The organism is Streptomyces sp. PT12, from assembly GCF_003311645.1.
In the GTDB taxonomy this organism is placed as follows: Bacteria; Actinomycetota; Actinomycetes; order Streptomycetales; family Streptomycetaceae; genus Streptomyces.
Genome location: NZ_QEST01000183.1, coordinates 1 through 15,298 on the forward strand (window position 1 = coordinate 1; position 15,298 = coordinate 15,298).

The 15,298-nt window shown below is 72.4% G+C and carries 15 protein-coding genes; 9 read left to right on the top strand and 6 right to left on the bottom strand.

All coding sequences use genetic code 11. The features are described 5' to 3' along the window. Positions 1-210 precede the first annotated feature (210 nt). The 9 genes from DEH69_RS20220 to DEH69_RS32940 all read left to right on the top strand — a co-directional run bounded on the left by DEH69_RS20220 (position 211) and on the right by DEH69_RS32940 (position 9,315). Entirely contained in the window at positions 211-1,518 is a 1,308-nt protein-coding gene (locus DEH69_RS20220) for an ABC transporter substrate-binding protein (RefSeq protein WP_147255730.1), read from the top strand. A 65-nt stretch (positions 1,519-1,583) separates the two neighbouring features. Next, on the top strand, positions 1,584-2,501 hold the full coding sequence (locus DEH69_RS20225; RefSeq protein ID WP_113688402.1) for a carbohydrate ABC transporter permease: 918 nt from the start codon (positions 1,584-1,586) through the stop codon (positions 2,499-2,501). Beyond that, positions 2,498-3,433: a carbohydrate ABC transporter permease gene (locus DEH69_RS20230; RefSeq protein WP_113688403.1), complete on the top strand. Its 936-nt coding sequence runs from the start codon at positions 2,498-2,500 to the stop codon at positions 3,431-3,433. Before DEH69_RS20225 ends, DEH69_RS20230 begins: the two co-directional genes overlap by 4 nt. Before the next feature lie 54 nt (positions 3,434-3,487). Next, positions 3,488-4,612, top strand: coding sequence for a substrate-binding domain-containing protein (locus DEH69_RS20235; RefSeq protein WP_258534824.1), 1,125 nt, complete (start codon positions 3,488-3,490; stop codon positions 4,610-4,612). Positions 4,613-4,763: 151 nt separating this feature from the next. Further along, a complete protein-coding gene (locus DEH69_RS20240) occupies positions 4,764-5,771 on the top strand; it encodes a hydroxyacid dehydrogenase (RefSeq protein WP_113688404.1) in 1,008 nt (335 codons plus the stop codon). 57 nt (positions 5,772-5,828) lie between these two features. Then, a complete protein-coding gene (locus tag DEH69_RS20245) occupies positions 5,829-7,850 on the top strand; it encodes a DUF2264 domain-containing protein (protein ID WP_113688405.1) in 2,022 nt (673 codons plus the stop codon). A gap of 103 nt (positions 7,851-7,953) precedes the next feature. Next, entirely contained in the window at positions 7,954-8,115 is a 162-nt protein-coding gene (locus tag DEH69_RS31665) for a hypothetical protein (protein ID WP_181727523.1), read from the top strand. A 307-nt stretch (positions 8,116-8,422) separates the two neighbouring features. Next, a complete protein-coding gene (locus DEH69_RS32935) occupies positions 8,423-9,103 on the top strand; it encodes a hypothetical protein (RefSeq protein WP_258534825.1) in 681 nt (226 codons plus the stop codon). Next, on the top strand, positions 9,100-9,315 hold the full coding sequence (locus DEH69_RS32940) for a hypothetical protein (RefSeq protein WP_258534826.1): 216 nt from the start codon (positions 9,100-9,102) through the stop codon (positions 9,313-9,315). Before DEH69_RS32935 ends, DEH69_RS32940 begins: the two co-directional genes overlap by 4 nt. Positions 9,316-9,359: 44 nt before the next feature. Here DEH69_RS32940 and DEH69_RS20260 read toward each other — a convergent pair whose 3' ends face one another. From DEH69_RS20260 to DEH69_RS20285, 6 genes are read right to left on the bottom strand one after another with little or no spacing between them, the layout of a single operon-like run. Further along, positions 9,360-10,364, bottom strand: coding sequence for an aldo/keto reductase (locus tag DEH69_RS20260; RefSeq protein ID WP_113688407.1), 1,005 nt, complete (start codon positions 10,362-10,364; stop codon positions 9,360-9,362). Continuing rightward, entirely contained in the window at positions 10,361-10,675 is a 315-nt protein-coding gene (locus DEH69_RS20265) for an L-rhamnose mutarotase (protein WP_113688408.1), read from the bottom strand. Before DEH69_RS20265 ends, DEH69_RS20260 begins: the two co-directional genes overlap by 4 nt. Beyond that, positions 10,672-11,976, bottom strand: a complete 1,305-nt coding sequence (locus DEH69_RS20270; RefSeq protein ID WP_113688409.1) for an alpha-L-fucosidase — start codon at positions 11,974-11,976, stop codon at positions 10,672-10,674. The genes DEH69_RS20265 and DEH69_RS20270 overlap by 4 nt, the downstream gene beginning before the upstream one ends. Before the next feature lie 34 nt (positions 11,977-12,010). Next, on the bottom strand, positions 12,011-12,871 hold the full coding sequence (locus tag DEH69_RS20275) for a carbohydrate ABC transporter permease (protein ID WP_113688410.1): 861 nt from the start codon (positions 12,869-12,871) through the stop codon (positions 12,011-12,013). Then, positions 12,864-13,823 carry a carbohydrate ABC transporter permease gene (locus DEH69_RS20280; protein ID WP_113688411.1) on the bottom strand — a complete coding sequence of 320 codons (960 nt, stop codon included), beginning with the start codon at positions 13,821-13,823 and terminating at the stop codon, positions 12,864-12,866. Before DEH69_RS20280 ends, DEH69_RS20275 begins: the two co-directional genes overlap by 8 nt. A gap of 14 nt (positions 13,824-13,837) precedes the next feature. After that, entirely contained in the window at positions 13,838-15,070 is a 1,233-nt protein-coding gene (locus tag DEH69_RS20285; RefSeq protein ID WP_113688412.1) for an ABC transporter substrate-binding protein, read from the bottom strand. Positions 15,071-15,298 lie beyond the last annotated feature (228 nt).

Below are 15,298 nucleotides of genomic sequence, written 5' to 3' on the forward strand. Positions count from 1 at the left end.
GACACCAATCCATGAACTACGCATCCCGGACTTGACGAAAGACATAGAGGCACCCCCCCGCCCGGGGGGCCGGACCGGCCATGCCCGCCGCCCTCTCATGAAGCGACCTCCGTTGCCATGCAGTTTTCTGAATCAAGCTGCGCACTTGTATTGACTCACGCGCACTCCTGATCCAAGGTGCAGTGACGCAACGCCGCAGAAGGAGCCGCCGTGGTCTCTCACCGAAGAAGCTGGAATGCCCGAGCACTCCTGGCCGCCGCGACGGCGACCCTGATGCTCGCCTCGTGCGGCATCGGGGGGTCGGGGGCGGACGAGGGCCCGACGACCGTCACGTTCTGGTCGTGGACCTCCGGATCCCAGGAGATGGCGGACCGCTTCAACGCCACCCACGACGACATCCGCGTCGTCTTCGAGCAGATACCCGCGGGCACCGGCGGCGGCTACTCGAAGATGTACAACGCCGTGCGCGCGGGCAAGGCGCCCGACGTCGTGAACGTCGAGTACCCGCAGGTCCCGGCGTTTGTGACGCACGAGGTCATCCAGCCGCTCGACTCCCATGGCGTGGCCGACCTCCGCGACGCGTACCCGGAGTGGGCCTGGAACCAGGTGGCGCTCGGCGGCGAGGTCTACGCCGTCCCCAAGGACATGGCGCCCCAGGTGTTCCTCTACCGCGCCGACCTCTTCGACGAGCTGGGCATCGAACCCCCCTCCACCTGGCAGGAGTTCCGCGACACCGCCGAGCGGGTGCGCGCCGAGCGCCCCGACGCCGTGCTCGCCACCCTCGGGAACACCGACGCCGGGCTCATCGCGGGCCTGGCCTGGCAGGCCGGGGCCCGCTGGTTCGACACCTCGGACAACGTCTGGCAGGTGAACAGCACCGATGACGCCAGCCTGGAGATGGCGCGCTTCTGGGACGAGATCATCGGCGACGGGCTGGTCAACGCCGAGCCCGTCTTCGCCGAGAAGCACATCGCCGACCTCCAGGAGGGCCGTTCGCTCGCGATGATCGCCGCGCCCTGGATGGCGGGGAACCTCTCCCGCTTCGTGCCCGACCTCGCCGGGCGCTGGGGCGCGGCGCCCCTGCCGACCTGGGACGGCGTCGCCGCCGGCAACTACGGCGGCTCGACCCTCGCGATCCCCGAGGGAGCCGAACACCCGGAGGAGGCGATGGAGTTCGCCCGCTGGGTGGCCACCTCCCCCGACGCGGTCGCCGCCGCCGCGCCGGTCAGCACGGGCATGCCAGCCAACGCCGAGCTGTTCGACGCCTGGCGCACGGAGTTGGAGGCGGCCAACCCCTATGTCCAGGGCACGGGGCTCCCCGAGGTGGCGCTCGCCGCCGCGGAGAGCGTTCCCCCGTCCTGGGAGTGGGGGCCCGATATGACCGAGGGATTCGCCCGGCTCATCGACGAGATGGCCACCTCCGTCGGGCGGCGGGGCGGCCTGGAGTCCGCCCTGCGCCGCTGGCAGGACGGCACCGTCGACCAGCTGCGGCTGCGCGGCTTCGACGTGCGCGCCTGACCGCTCCCGCCACCAGCACGACCCTCGACCTCCGCCTCCCGTCCACCGCTTCCCCGGGGAATCCCATGGCATCGACCGCGCCGTCCCGAACCGGGCCACGCGGGCAGGGCCGCAACGGCGTCCTGCTCCTGCTCGGCCCCTTCTTCCTGCTCTTCTTCCTCACCTATGTCGTGCCCCTCCTCTACGCCGTCGGGCTCAGCTTCTTCCGCGAGCGCTTCAGCGGGATCGGCTGGGACGGGCCGCGGCTGACGTTCGCCGGGTTCGACAACTACGCGCGGGCGCTGACCGACCAGGAGTTCATCGACGGCGTCGGCCGCGTGCTGCTCTACGGGCTCGTGTACGTCCCGCTGCTGATCGCCCTGGCGATCGCGCTCGCCCTGCTGCTCGACAGCGCGATGACCTACGGCCGGCGCTTCTTCCAGACGCTGCTGTTCCTGCCGCACATCGTGCCGGGGCTGATCGCGGCGATCATCTGGCTCTACCTCTACACGCCGGGGCTGAGCCCGGTCCTTGACGCGTTCTCGGCGCTGGGCTGGGAGATCGACTTCCTCGGCGGCGACGGCGTGCTGTTCTCGCTGGTCAACATCGCCGTGTGGGGCGCGCTCGGCTTCAACGTCGTGCTGATCTTCGTCGGGCTCCAGGCGGTGCCGAGGACGATCGTCGACGCGGCGAGGATCGACGGCGCGGGCGAGCTGCGCATCGCCCTCGGCGTCAAGCTCCCGCAGGTGCTCCCCACCGTGCTGGTGGCCACGCTGTTCACGATCATCGGCGCGCTCCAGCTCTACACCGAGCCGATGATCCTGCGCACCTCGGGCGAGAGCCCCATCAGCAACACCTGGACGCCCAACATGCTCGCCTACTCGTCGGCGTTCAACAGCAACGACTACCACTACGCGGCCACGGTCTCCGTGCTGATCGCCCTGCTCGCGGGCGTTCTGTCGTTCCTCGTCACCCGGTTCGCCAACAGAAGGGCGCTGCGATGACCCACCTCGTCGACACCGAGCGGCGGGCCGCGGAAGGCGAGCGGCGCGGCGCCGGGACCCCCGCGCGGCGCCCCGCGGCGCCAGGGGCGGACACGCCCTGGTGGCTGCGGCGCTCGGCGGTCACCGCGCTGAGCGCGCTCGCGGGCCTCTACACGCTGCTGCCGCTGGTGTGGCTGCTGTTCGCCGTGACGAAGACGCTGCCCGAGCTGTACAGCGGCAACGGCTTCTCGCCGTCCGCGGGCTTCCATGTGGTCGACAACGTCCGCGACCTGTTCACCGAGGACTCGGCCCGCTTCGGGCGGTGGATGCTCAACACGGCGGTCTACGCGGTCGGCGGCGCGCTGATCGCGACGCTGCTCTCGGTGGCGGCGGGCTACGCGTTCGACAAGTTCGCCTTCCGCGGCAAGGAGAAGTGGTACGGGCTGGTCATCGCGGGCGTCCTCGTCCCGCACACCGCCATCGTCATCCCGCTCTACCTGATGATGGCCAACCTCCAGCTCACGGACACGATGTGGTCGGTGCTGATCCCGCTGACGGTCAACCCGTTCGGGGTCTATCTGGCGCGCGCCTACGCGTCGGGCGCCATCCCGGGCGAGCTGCTCGAGGCGGCGCGGATCGACGGGGCGGGCGAGGTGCGGACGTTCTTCTCCGTGGGCCTGCGGATGATGATGCCGGGGGCGGTGACGATCTTCCTCATCCAGTTCATCGGCATCTGGAACAACTTCTTCCTGCCGATGGTGATGCTCACCGACAACGACCTCTTCACCGTGGCACAGGGCCTGTTCACCTGGAACTCGGCGGTCAGCCAGAACCCCGAGTACACGCGCCTCGTGGTCGTCGGCTCAGCGGTCACGACGATCCCGCTGCTTCTGCTGTTCATCCCGCTGCAACGGCGCTGGCGGGCCGGGCTCGCCGAGGGCGGACTCAAGTGAGCACGGTGGGTGACACTGCTCTAGGATGCCCCATATTTGTTCACTGGAGGAACCATGGCCGACATGCTCGTCACGCAGCGACATGAGCTGCTGGTGCGGGAGTTGGAGTCCTCCGGCATCCTGAAGGTCACCGAGCTCGCCGAGCGGCTCGGCGTCTCGCGCGCCACGATCCGCCGTGACCTGATGGACCTGGAGACCGGTGGCCGGGTCACCCGGGTCCGCGGGGGCGCCGTGCTGGCCGCGGGCGCCGGGGGCGCTGCGGCCGCCGGGGCGCCCGAGCGGGCGCCGGGGTCGGCGGGACGCGCCGCGGGGGCCGCGGCGGCGCAGGTGATCGGGCTGCTCGTGCCCTCGGCCACGTACTACTACCCCCGGGTGGTGGCGGGCGTTCAGGCGGTGGCGGCGGAGCGCGGCGCGCGCGTCGTCATCGGGCTGACCGACTACGCGCGGCCGCGTGACCTGGAGCAGCTGGACGAGCTTGCCGCGTCGGGGGCCACGGGGCTGCTGATCGCCTCGACCGGGGGCCACCATCCCCCGTCGGCCACGCTGGAGCGGCCGCGGGGGCGCGGGCTGCCGTTCGTACTGCTCGAACGCCAGCCTCAAAGCCCGTTCGAGCCGTGCGAGTTCGTGATCTCCGACCACCGGCAGGGCGCGTTCGCGGCGGTGAGCCACCTCGCGGGCCTCGGGCACGACCGGGTGGGCCTGTTCACCAACGGCAGCCCCACCGCGCCACTCGTGGCCGAGGGGCACGCGGAGGCCAGGGCCCGACTGCCGCTCGATCCCTCGGCGCCGGTGCTCGACAGCGGCCGCCCCACGCTCGGCAGCGCGGAGGCGGCGGACTTCTACGACCGTTTCCTCGCCGAGTGCGCGGCCAGCGGGACGCGCGCGGCGCTCGTGCACTCCGACCACGACGCCATCGAGCTGATGCGGCGCATGCGCGCGCGGGGGCTGCGCGCCCCTGACGACCTGGCGCTCGTGGCCTATGACGACGAGATCGCCGCGCTCGCGGACGTGCCGCTGACGGCGGTCGCCCCGCCCAAGCACGAGCTGGGCGAGCTGGCGGCCCGGCTGCTGCTCGACCGGCTCGACGCGCCGGAGCCCGGCGCCGTGCCCGTGCGCCAGCTCGTCCTGCAACCGCGCCTGATCGTGCGCGCCTCGTGCGGGGCCGGCGCCCGCGCCTGACCGTTCACCCCACGCGCGCTCATGCACGGTGAGCCTGCGCTTTGGATGGTCACGGACACCGATGATTAGAATGAAGCATTCTATTTACTCGTTGATGCATGTGGTCATGGTTGAACGACCCATGCCCGCCGATCGAAGGTGTTCCCTCGCGATGCGCCAGCGCCCCACCGCCCTGTTCGCCCTCGACGGCGGGAACCTCCCGCGGCTCTTCCCCTCGGATGTGCTGTCCTCACTCGTGGACCTCCTCGACATCGATCCGGCGCTCACGGTCTCGGACTTCGACGACGCCGCCGTCCGGCACCGGCTCGCGGACGCGGAGATCCTGGTCACGGGCTGGGGCTGCCCGCCGATCACCCCGCGCGTGCTCGACGCCCTGCCCCGCCTCCACACGATCCTGCACACCGGCGGCACGGTGAAGAAGCTCCTGGCGAGCGAGGTGTGGGACCGCGGCATCGCCGTCTCCACCGCCGCGGCGGCCAACGCGCTCCCCGTGTCCGAGTACACGCTCGGCATGATCCTGCTCACGGGCAAGGACGTCTTCGCCGCCGCCGACAACTACCGGGCCACCGGGTCCCCCTCGGGCCACGCCCGCCGCCAGGACATCGGCAACGTCGGGCGCCGGGTCGGCATCGTCGGCGCCTCCAGGATCGGCCGCCGCGTGATCGAGCTGCTGCGCCCTTTCGACTTCGACGTCGTGCTCCACGACCCCTATGTGGACGCCGCCGAGGCCGAGGCGCTCGGCGTGCGGTCGATGGCGCTCGACACGCTGCTCGCGAGCAGCACGATCGTGTCGGTCCACGCCCCCGCCACGCCCGAGACCCACCACCTGCTCGACGCCACGCGCCTGGCGCTGCTGCCAGAAGGCGCGGTGCTCATCAACACCGCGCGCGGCAGCCTCGTCGACACCGAGGCGCTGGTGAAGGAGCTGGCCACCGGGCGCATCAGGGCGGTCCTCGATGTCACCGACCCCGAGCCCCTGCCCGCCGACTCGCCCCTCTTCACCATGCCCAACGTCTTTCTGACCCCCCATGTCGCGGGCTCGCTCGGCAACGAGCTGCGCCGCCTCGGGCTCACCGCCGTGCGCGAGGCCGAACGGCTCGTCGCCGGGCGCCCGTTGGCCCACCGCGTCGAACGCGCCGAGCTCGACCGCACCGCCTGAGCGGACAGCGGGCAGCGGGCCCGCCCCCGAGCGCCGTCACCCACCGAAGGAGCCGCCGTGTTTCCCCGTTCGCACAGCCGCGTCGCCCCCGCCGAGGGCTCCCCGATCACGGGCCTGGGCCGCGGCGACTGGGAGCGGACCGCCGAGCGGCTGCTCGACGCGGTGCGCCCGCACGCCGAGCCAGGCCACTCCCTCATCCACCTGCCGGGCCCGCCCAGCGGCTCGGGCCGCCTGAGCGACGGCCTCGAAGGATACGCCCGCACCTTCCTGCTCGCGGCCTACCGCTCCGCGCACGCGGGCAGGCACCTCGCCGACCACGTTCTCGCCCCCTATGCCGAGGGCCTTGAGCACGGCACCGACCCCACGGCCCCCGGGCGTTGGCCGCTGCCCGCCGAGCTGCCGCAGGCCAGGGTCGAGGCGGCGGCCGTCGCGATCGGCCTGCACGAGTCACGGCACCGGCTGTGGGACCGGCTGCCCGACCGGGTCAGGCAGCGGACCGCCGACTGGCTCGGCGGCATCTCCGACACCGAGGTGCCGCCCAACAACTGGCTGTGGTTCAAGGCGGTCGTCGCGGCGTTCCTCCGCTCGGTCGGCGCGCCCCACTCGGCCGACGACATCGCGCGCGCCGTGGAGCGCACGGAGGAGTGGTACGCGGGCGGCGGCTGGTACAGCGACGGCGCGAGAGGCCCAGGGCAGCGGCGCAACTTCGACCACTACAACGGCTGGGCGATGCACCTCTTCCCGCTCTGGTACTGCCGGATCTCCGGCACCCTGGCCGAGCCCGAGCTGCTGCCGCGCTACCGGGAGCGGCTGCGCGCGTTCCTCGCCGACGCGGCGCACCTGGTCGCGGCCGACGGGGCGCCGCTGTTCCAGGGGCGCTCCCTCATCTACCGGTTCGCCGCCGCCGCGCCGTTCTTCGTCGGCGCCCTGTTCGACGCCACGCCCCTCGCCCCCGGGCTCACGCGCCGCGCGGGCAGCGGCATGCTGCGCCACTTCCTTGACCGCGGCGCCACCGAGCAGGACGTGCTCTCCCTCGGCTGGCACGCGCGCTTCCCCCTGATACGCCAGAACTACTCGGGGCCCGCATCGCCCTACTGGGCCTCCCAGGCGTTCACCGGGCTGCTGCTCCCGCCCGAGCACCCCGTGTGGACCGCGCCCGAGGAGCGACTGCCGGTCGAGCGGGGCGACTTCACCCGCGCGCTTGCCGCCCCCGGGTGGCTGGTCTCGGGCACCGCGTCCGACGGCGTCATCCGGGTCGTCAACCACGGCACGGACCACACGCCCCCCGACCGGCCCGCCCGCGACGACCCCTTCTACGCCCGCCTCGCCTACTCCACCCACACCGCCCCCGACCTCGGCCCGCGCCCCGACCTCTCGGGCGACCCGCAGGCCCACCCCAGGGACGGCGACGCCCGCGCGCCCCAGGGCCCCGACAACCGCGTCGCCCTCGCCGACGCCGACGGCGCGCTCTCCCACCGCAGCCCGCTGCGCCGCATCCTGCTCGCCGAGGGGGTCGCGCTCTCCGCGCACACCGCCCACTGGCCGGTGCTCGGCGAAACCGCGCGCGAACGCTGGCCCACGGGCCCCGACCTCCTGACCGCCTCGCTCGTGCGCGGGCCCTGGGAGGTGCGCCTGGTCCGGGTGGCCGACGCGACGGGACACCCGGTGGTGATCGGCGGCCACGCCCTCGCCGCCGAACGGCCGCCCGAGGTCAGGGCGGCGGAAGGCCGCGTCGTCGTCACCCGCCCCGACGGGCTCACCAGCGCGCTCGTCGTCCTCCACCCGCCGTCGGGCGGCGCCGCGCTGTCGGCGCGCCGGGCGACGGCGGTCAACGCGTTTGGCACATTCAGCGCGACGCCCGTGTACGAGGCGGGAGGAACGCTGCACGCCACGGCGGTCTTCCTCGGCACGCCTCGGGAGGCGGCGGCGCTGCCGCCGCCGCCCGAGGTCCGCCTCACGGCGTCGTCGGCCACGGTGTCCTGGCCGGACGGCACCACGGGGGAGGTCGCGCCGTTCACCCTCACGCCGCCTTCCGATGTCGCGGCGGGCCTGCGCGGGTCCGGGGGCGCGGCGCGATGACGCTCAGTCGCGGCGTGATGACGCTCAAGGGGCCGCGGTCCCACGTGGGTTCGGCGACGACGCGGCTGATCACCCCGCGGCGGAACTCGGCGTCGGGCACGTCTTGCGTGGCCGCCGAGATCAGGGCGCGGTACGGGCGCGGTTCCGGCCGCTCGCTCTGCCGCCCGGCGCGGTCGAGACCGTCGTGCCCGCGTCCAGTGGCCTCGACGCGGCCGTCGACCTGGTGATGCGGGAGGCCGGGCTCGTCCCCGCGGATCAGGGCTGACGTGCCGGTGCCAGTGCGGGTGGGCGGGGGGTCGGCGGGTGACACTGTCCCCCGTGTCGGACATGTCAGAAAAGGGGCGGAAGGGCGAGGCGGCCGAGGTAGGGGGTGTGCCGACCCCGTCCGCGTTGCTGCCGCGGCTCGACGACGAGCAGATCGCGGTCCTGCGGCAGGTGGGGCGCGAGTGGGGGCGGGTCACGGGCGACGCGGAGCTGTGGCGGCGCGCGCTGCCGGTGACGCCTGACGTCGGCAGCTTTCCCCGCCCGACGAGGCGGGTCCGACGCAGTTCAGCCGACTTGTCGACATCCCGGTGCTCAAGGGGCAGCCGCCCGCGATCGAGTTCGAGGAGGGCGAGGTCCCGCGGCGCGGCCGCCGGGCCCGCGCCGCGCACCGGGCGAGGCGTCTGGTGCTCGGCGCCGCGCTGCGCAGCAGCGCGATCGCGCGGGAGCGGATGAGCGAACGGGTCGCTCTGCCCGTACTGTCGGCCGACGCGCTGTCGTCGGTGGCGTACGGCCCCGAGGCGCTGCTCGGCATCCTCGTCCTCGCCGGGAGCGCGGGGCTCGGCTACTCGATGCCGATCGCCGGGGCCATCGTGGTGCTGATGGTGGCCGTCGGGGTGTCGTACCGCCAGACGATCCGCGCCTATCCGCACGGCGGCGGCTCCTCCCTGGTCGCCAGCCGGAACCTCGGCCGCCTCCCCGGGCTGATGGCCGCGGGCGGGCTGATGGCCGCGGGCGGGCTGATGACGGACTATGTGCTCACGGTCGCCGTGTCGATCGCCTCGGGGGTCGCCGCGTTCTCCGCCGCGTTCCCCCTGTCGGTGGTCGCGCTCGCCGTTCTCGACCTCGCCGGGATGCGGCGCTGGCCTATGCCGCCTCGCTGCGGCAGCCGGTGCTCGCGCTGCATGTCGCGCCGAGCGACGACGAGGCGGCGCGCTTTCGCGCGTACTGGGCGCAGTGGGGCGACCACCTGCCGCTTGAGGTGGTGGTGACGCCGTATCGGGCGATCGTCGCGCCGCTCGTCGACTACGTGGAGGCGCTGCACCGCCAGCGCCCCGGTCAGACGCTGACGGTGATCCTGCCGGAGATCGTCTCCAGGCGGCGCCGCTACCGGATCCTGCACAGCCGGATCGCCGCCCGCCTCCGCCACTCGCTCAGGCCGCTGCCCAGGATCGTGGTCACCACGATCCCGTTCCACGTCTGAGGCTTCGGGGGCTCTCGGGGATCTCGGGGATCTCGGGGCGCGCCTCACTCCCCCGCGAGCAGGCCGTCGGCCACCAGGTCGTCCCACAGCGCCTCGGGGACGGGGGTGGCGGCGCGGGTGGCGTTCTCCCTGATCTGCTCGGGGGACTGGGCGCCGACCGCGACGGCCTTCACGGCGGGGGCGCGCAGGGGGAACGCGAGGGCCGCGGTCGGCAGGTCGACGCCATGGCGTTCGCACACCGCCCTGAGCGCGGTGATCCGCTCGAACACCGCGGCGGGCATCGCGCCGTACTCGTAGGGCAGCGAGGGGTCGGGCTCGGGGCGGCTCAGCGCGCCCGAGTTGAACACGCCCGCGGCCACGACGCACACGCCACGGGCCGCGCACGCGCGCAGCAGCGCGGCGGCGGGCTGTTCGAGCAGGGTGTAGCGGCCCGCGATCATGAGCACGTCGACCAGGCCGGTCTCCACCGCCGCGGTCAGCGTCGGCACCGACTTCGAGCCCACGCCCACGGCCCGCACCAGTCCGTCGGCGCGCAGCGCCGCGAGCGCCCGCAGCCCTGAGCGCAGGGCCGCACCCGGGTCGGCCGGGGCGTCGGGGCCCGCGGCGGCGGCCGGGTCGTACTCGTCGGGGTCGTGCAGATAGAGGGTGTCGACCCGGTCGAGGCCGAGCCGGTCGAGGCTGGCGGCCAGGGACCGTTCGACCCCGGCGCGCGAGACGTCCCACACGCGGCGGTGCGTGGCGGGGACGGCGAAGCCGCCTGCCAGGTCGTCGCCCACCGGCCCGCCCACCGGCCCGCCCACCGGCTCCAGAACGCGGCCGACCTTGGTGGACACCGCGAACTCCCCGCGCGGGCGGCCCGCGAGGGCCGCGCCGAGCCGCCGCTCGGACAGCCCGAGGCCGTAGTGGGGCGCGGTGTCGAAGCCGCGCACCCCGGCCTCCCACGCGGCGTCGACCGTGGCGCGCGCGACGGGGTCGGCGACCTCGCGGCCGAGGTTGCCGATGCCCGCGCCGCCGAACCACCAGGGGCCCGCGCCCCCGCCGCCCGTCACCCCAGGCTCCAGACCAGCGGCAGCCCGTCGTCGTCGCCCGCGTAGTCGTCCTCGACCTCGAGCAGCTCGGCCATGCGGGCCTGCCACGCGACGTTCACCGGGTCGTCGGCGAGCGCCCTGCGCATCGCGCGGTAGTCCTCCACCTCGATCTCGTGGAAGAGGTCCCTGCCGCTGCGCCAGATGCGCCAGTCGACCACCCCGGCCGCCCGCAGGCGCTCGGCCAGCTCGGGCGGGATGGTGGCGTGGACGCGGTCGTAGTCCGCCTCGCGGCCCGGCTTGAGCCGGGTGTGGACGGCGACGCGCTGGGTCACTCGGCCTCCTTCGCCGCCGCGTCGTCGGTCAGGAAGATCTCCACCACCGGGACGGCCACGTCGGGCCGCACGACCGGCAGGGTCAGGGTCAACGTACCCGGGGGCTGGCCGCCCATGCCGGTGAGCGACGCCTTCAGGCCGGGGTCGATCTCGCGGAACGCCACCTCGGACGCGTCGTGCAGGAGCTGCGCGTAGGCGACCTTGCCCGCGAGCCCCGGCAGGTGGACATGCTCGAACGGCCAGCTGAAGAGGTGCAGATAGAGGCGGTCGCCGCGCTGGGTGTACCGGGCGTCGGGCGGCGCGGTGAACGCCGCGGGCCCCGCGCCGCGGATCGAGCGCTCGTGGCGGCGCATCCACTCCCCGATCCCCGCGAGCGTGGCCAGCGCGACGGGGTCGAACTCGCCGCGCCCCGTGGGGCCGACGTTGAGCAGCATGTTGCCGTTCTTGGAGACGCCGTCGACGAGCATGCGCACCAGCAGCTCGACGCTCTTGACGTTCTGGTTGTCGCGGTCGTAGCCCCAGCTGCCGTTCAGGGTCTGGCACGCCTCCCACGGCACCGGCTCGCCGTCGATCTCCATCGGCGCGTCGGGCTGGTACTGCTCGGGGGTGACGAAGTCGCCCGGGAGGTCGAGGCGGTCGTTGACGACGATGCCGGGCTGGAGGCGGCGGGTGAGCGCCAGCAGCTCCTTGGCCCCCCAGTCGTCGGCGCCCTTGCCGCCCCAGATGTCCTGGTGGTCGTCGTCGCGGTAGGAGAAGTCGTAGAAGAGGTAGTCGATGGTGCCGTAGCCGGTCAGCAGCTCCTCGACCTGGCCGTGCAGATAGGCGCGGTAACGGGCCATGTCGCGGCCCTCGTTGAGGCGGTCGACCTCCTCGCGGGGGTCGTCGCGGCGCGGGTGGTGGCCGTCGATGGTGAAGTCGGGGTGGTGCCAGTCGATGAGGGAGTGGTAGAAGCCGACCTTCAGGCCCTCGGCGCGCACGGCGTCGGTGAACTCCCTGACGAGGTCGCGCCCGATGGGCGCGTGGACGGCCGTGTAGTCGGTCAGCTTGGAGTCCCACAGGCAGAAGCCCTCGTGGTGCTTGGTGGTCAGCACGACGTACCGCATGCCCGCGTCCTTGGCCGCCCTGGCCCAGGCGCGCGGGTCGTACAGGTCGGGCTCGAAGCGGGCGAAGTAGCGCTCGTAGTCCTCCACGGTGCGCCGCTCGCGGTTCATCACCCACTCGTGGCGGGCCGGGAGCGAGTACAGGCCCCAGTGGATGAACATGCCGAAGCGGTCGTGGGTGAACCAGTCGGGGACGGGCACGGACGTTTCCTTTCGGGAAGCGGGACGGGCGCGGTCAGCGGCCCCCGAGGCCGCTGGTGACGATGCCGCGGATCAGGTGTCGCTGGAGGAGGAGCAGGATGATCACGGTGGGCAGCATGGAGATGACGGACGCGGCCATGACCAGGTGCCACTGGCTGCCCTGCTGGCCGAAGAACTGCTGGAGCCCGAGCGGGACGGTGGCGTGCGCCTCGACGTCGTTGACGATGATGAGCGGCCACAGGAACGAGTTCCAGTAGGCGATGAACGTGAAGACGGCGAGCACGGCGAGCGTCGGCCTGGCCAGCGGCAGCATCACGGCGAAGAACGTGCGCACGGTGCCCGCGCCGTCCATGCGCGCGGCGTCGTCGAGCTCCCGCGGGACGGTGAGGAAGAACTGCCGCGACAGGAACGCCCCGAACGCGGTGAACGCCCACGGGATGATCAGTGCCTGGAAGGAGTCCACCCAGCCGAAGTCCTGCATCATCACATACATCGGGATGACCAGGACGTCCTGCGGGATCATCAGCGTCGCCAGGAAGAGCGCGAAGACGAGGTTCCTGCCGCGCCATCTCAGGCGCGAGAAGGCGTAGCCGCTCAGGGCCGCGACCGCGACGTTGATGGCCGTGCCGAGGACGGCGACGATCACGCCGTTGACGATGAAGCGCTCGAACGGCAGGTAGGTGAAGACGTCGGCATAGTTCTGCCAGCGCAGCTCCGAGCCCCACAGGGTGGGCGGGCTCTCGAACGTCTCGCCCGCGGGCTTGAGGCTGGTGGCCACCATGTAGATGAGCGGCGCGAGAAACGCCAGGGCTATGAGGCAGAGCAGGGCATACCCGATGGCGTGCCGCAGCCGGGACGGGGTGGCGGGCGGTCGGGCCCGTGTGAGGCTACTCATAGTGCACCCACCGCTTCTGGCCGAGGAACTGGACGGCGGTGACGCCCAGGATGATCATGAAGAGCACCCACGCCCCCGCCGAGGCGAGGCCGAGCTGCTGCACCTGGAACCCGGTGGTGTAGATGTACTGCACCAGCGTCTCCGTCGAGGTGCCGGGGCCGCCCTTGGTCAGCAGGAACGGCTGCGCGAAGACCTGGAACGACGTGATGAGCGTCATCATCGTGCCGAAGAAGATCGTGGGCGAGATCGCGGGGAACTTGATGCGCCAGAACGTCTGCCACGGGCCCGCGCCGTCCAGCTCGGCGGCCTCGATCAGGTTGTCGGGGACCGCGTCGAGCGCGGCCGAGAACAGCAGCATGTTGTAGCCGAAGCCCTGCCAGACGCTCATGGCGACGATGGCGAGCATCGCCCAGTTCTCGTCCACCAGGAAGTTGGGGGCCTGGACGCCGACGGTCGACTCGAGCGTCGCGTCGATGAACCCGCCAGGCTCGTAGAGCATGCGCCAGACCACGACGTTGGCGACGATGGGCGTCACCGTGGGGATGAAGAACAGCACTCTGAAGACGTGCCGGTGCCGGATCCGCGGGGTGAGCCAGGCGGCGAGGCCCAGGGATATCACGAGGTTCAGCGGCACATAGAGGAGCACGAACCCCACGGTGTTGAGGATGACCGTTCTGAAGACGGGGTCGCCGAAGAGGTCGGCGTAGTTGTCGAGGCCGACCCAGCCGCGTTCGCCGACCATGGGCCAGCTCATGAAGCTCACGACCAGGGAGGCCACGATGGGGACCGCGGTGAAGATCGCCAGGCCAAGCGCGTGGGGCCCGGCGAAGACCGCGCCCCACCACGAACGCCGCCCGGGCTCTCGCGGCGCCGGTGCCCGGCTCGCGCCCGCCGCCTTGCGCGAGGCGGCGGGCGCGGACTCGTCGAGCCGCGGGGGAATCACACTCGTCACTTGATGATCACCGCTCACTGTCCGAGCTGGCCCGCGATGGACTCCATCGTGTCGGCGCCCGACTGCTGCCCGTTGACGGCCTGGACCGCGTACTGGGTGAGCAGCTGCGCCAGCTGGTCGCTCTGCTTGTTGCCCGGCAGCGGCACGGACGCCTCCTGCGCCGCGGTCAGCACCTCCTGGGCGCCCTCGATGCCCGCGCTGTCGTACCAGACCTGCTGCACGGCGGTGCGCGCGGGGAACGCCCTGCCCTGCTCGGCGAGCGAGCGCAGCACGGGCTCGCTCGTCATCGTCTGGATGGCCTCGAACGCCCGGTCGGGGTGCTCGCACTCCTGGGAGATGCCGAATCCGGAGCCCGCGGAGAACGTCGAAGGGCCTGACGTCCCCGCGGGGACGGTCGTGACGCCGAGCGTGAAGTCGACGCGGGCCTTCTGGGCGAGCAGCGACCAGGGGCCGTCGACGTACATGCCCGCCTGCTGGTTGACATAGGCGTTGTCGTCCGCGGTGCCCTCGGCGCTCGCCTGGGTGGCCCGGCCGCTCTCGACGAGCGAGGCGATCCAGTCGAGGCCGTCGGAGAACGTCGGGTCGGTGGGGTCGAGCGCGCCGTCCTCGTCGATGACGCGGCCGCCGTTGTGGCCGAGGATCAGCGACTCGAGGAACATGTCCTCGACCGTGGAGGCCAGCAGGGGCGTGCCCGCCTCCTCGAACCGCGCGGCGGCGGCCTCGAACTCGTCCATGGTCCAGCCCGGCTCGGGTATCTCGGCCCCGACCTCATCGAACAGGTCCTCGTTGTAGAACATCACGACGGGGCCCGTGTCGTACGGCAGCGCGTACAGCTCGCCGTCCACCCGCATCCCGTCTATGGCCGTCTGGTCGAACTCTGCGAGGTCCACGCCCGCTTCTTCGGCGAGGGAGTCCAACGGCACGAGCACATCGGTGTAGTTGGCGGCGCGCAGGCTCTGGATGCTGACGATGCAGGGCGCGCCGCCCGCGCTGAGCTGGGTGCGCAGCTTGGTCCAGTAGTCGGTCCACGGGGAGCCCTGGATGGTGACCTCGGGGCCGCCGTTCTCATGGACGGCGTCGGCGACCTCCTGCCATGCCGCCTTGTCCTCGGCTCCCGAGATCCACATCGACCACACGAGGCTGTCCTCGCTCTGGCTCGCGGCGTTGGTCCCCGAGGAGCAGCCGGTCAGCACGAGCCCCGTGGTGGTGGCGACGGAAGTGACGCCCAGGATGAGTCGTCGTCTCATTGCATGTTCCACTTCGTTGCGAATGTCGGCCGGGGCGCGAGGTCAGGGACGCCGGGGTGCCCTGAGCACACGGTGCCGCGATAAAAACATCCGATGTATCCCGCGTCAAGGCATCGGACAGAACCGCAATTATTCCGTTCGCCGGAAGCGCGCGGGGAAAGAGCTTGGATGTCCACGTCGCGGAGCGAGGAGGAGGGCCGCCGACACCGCCCTCCAGAGGTCGGGTGT

Bases quoted from the DNA above. Each gene is read 5' to 3' on its own strand.
- DEH69_RS20235 (WP_258534824.1), top strand. From the start codon at position 3,488: ATGGCCGACATGCTCGTCACGCAGCGACATGAGCTGCTGGTGCGGGAG.
- DEH69_RS20275 (WP_113688410.1), bottom strand. From the start codon at position 12,871: ATGAGTAGCCTCACACGGGCCCGACCGCCCGCCACCCCGTCCCGGCTG.
- DEH69_RS20225 (WP_113688402.1), top strand. From the start codon at position 1,584: ATGGCATCGACCGCGCCGTCCCGAACCGGGCCACGCGGGCAGGGCCGC.
- DEH69_RS20230 (WP_113688403.1), top strand. From the start codon at position 2,498: ATGACCCACCTCGTCGACACCGAGCGGCGGGCCGCGGAAGGCGAGCGG.
- DEH69_RS20240 (WP_113688404.1), top strand. From the start codon at position 4,764: ATGCGCCAGCGCCCCACCGCCCTGTTCGCCCTCGACGGCGGGAACCTC.
- DEH69_RS20285 (WP_113688412.1), bottom strand. From the start codon at position 15,070: ATGAGACGACGACTCATCCTGGGCGTCACTTCCGTCGCCACCACCACG.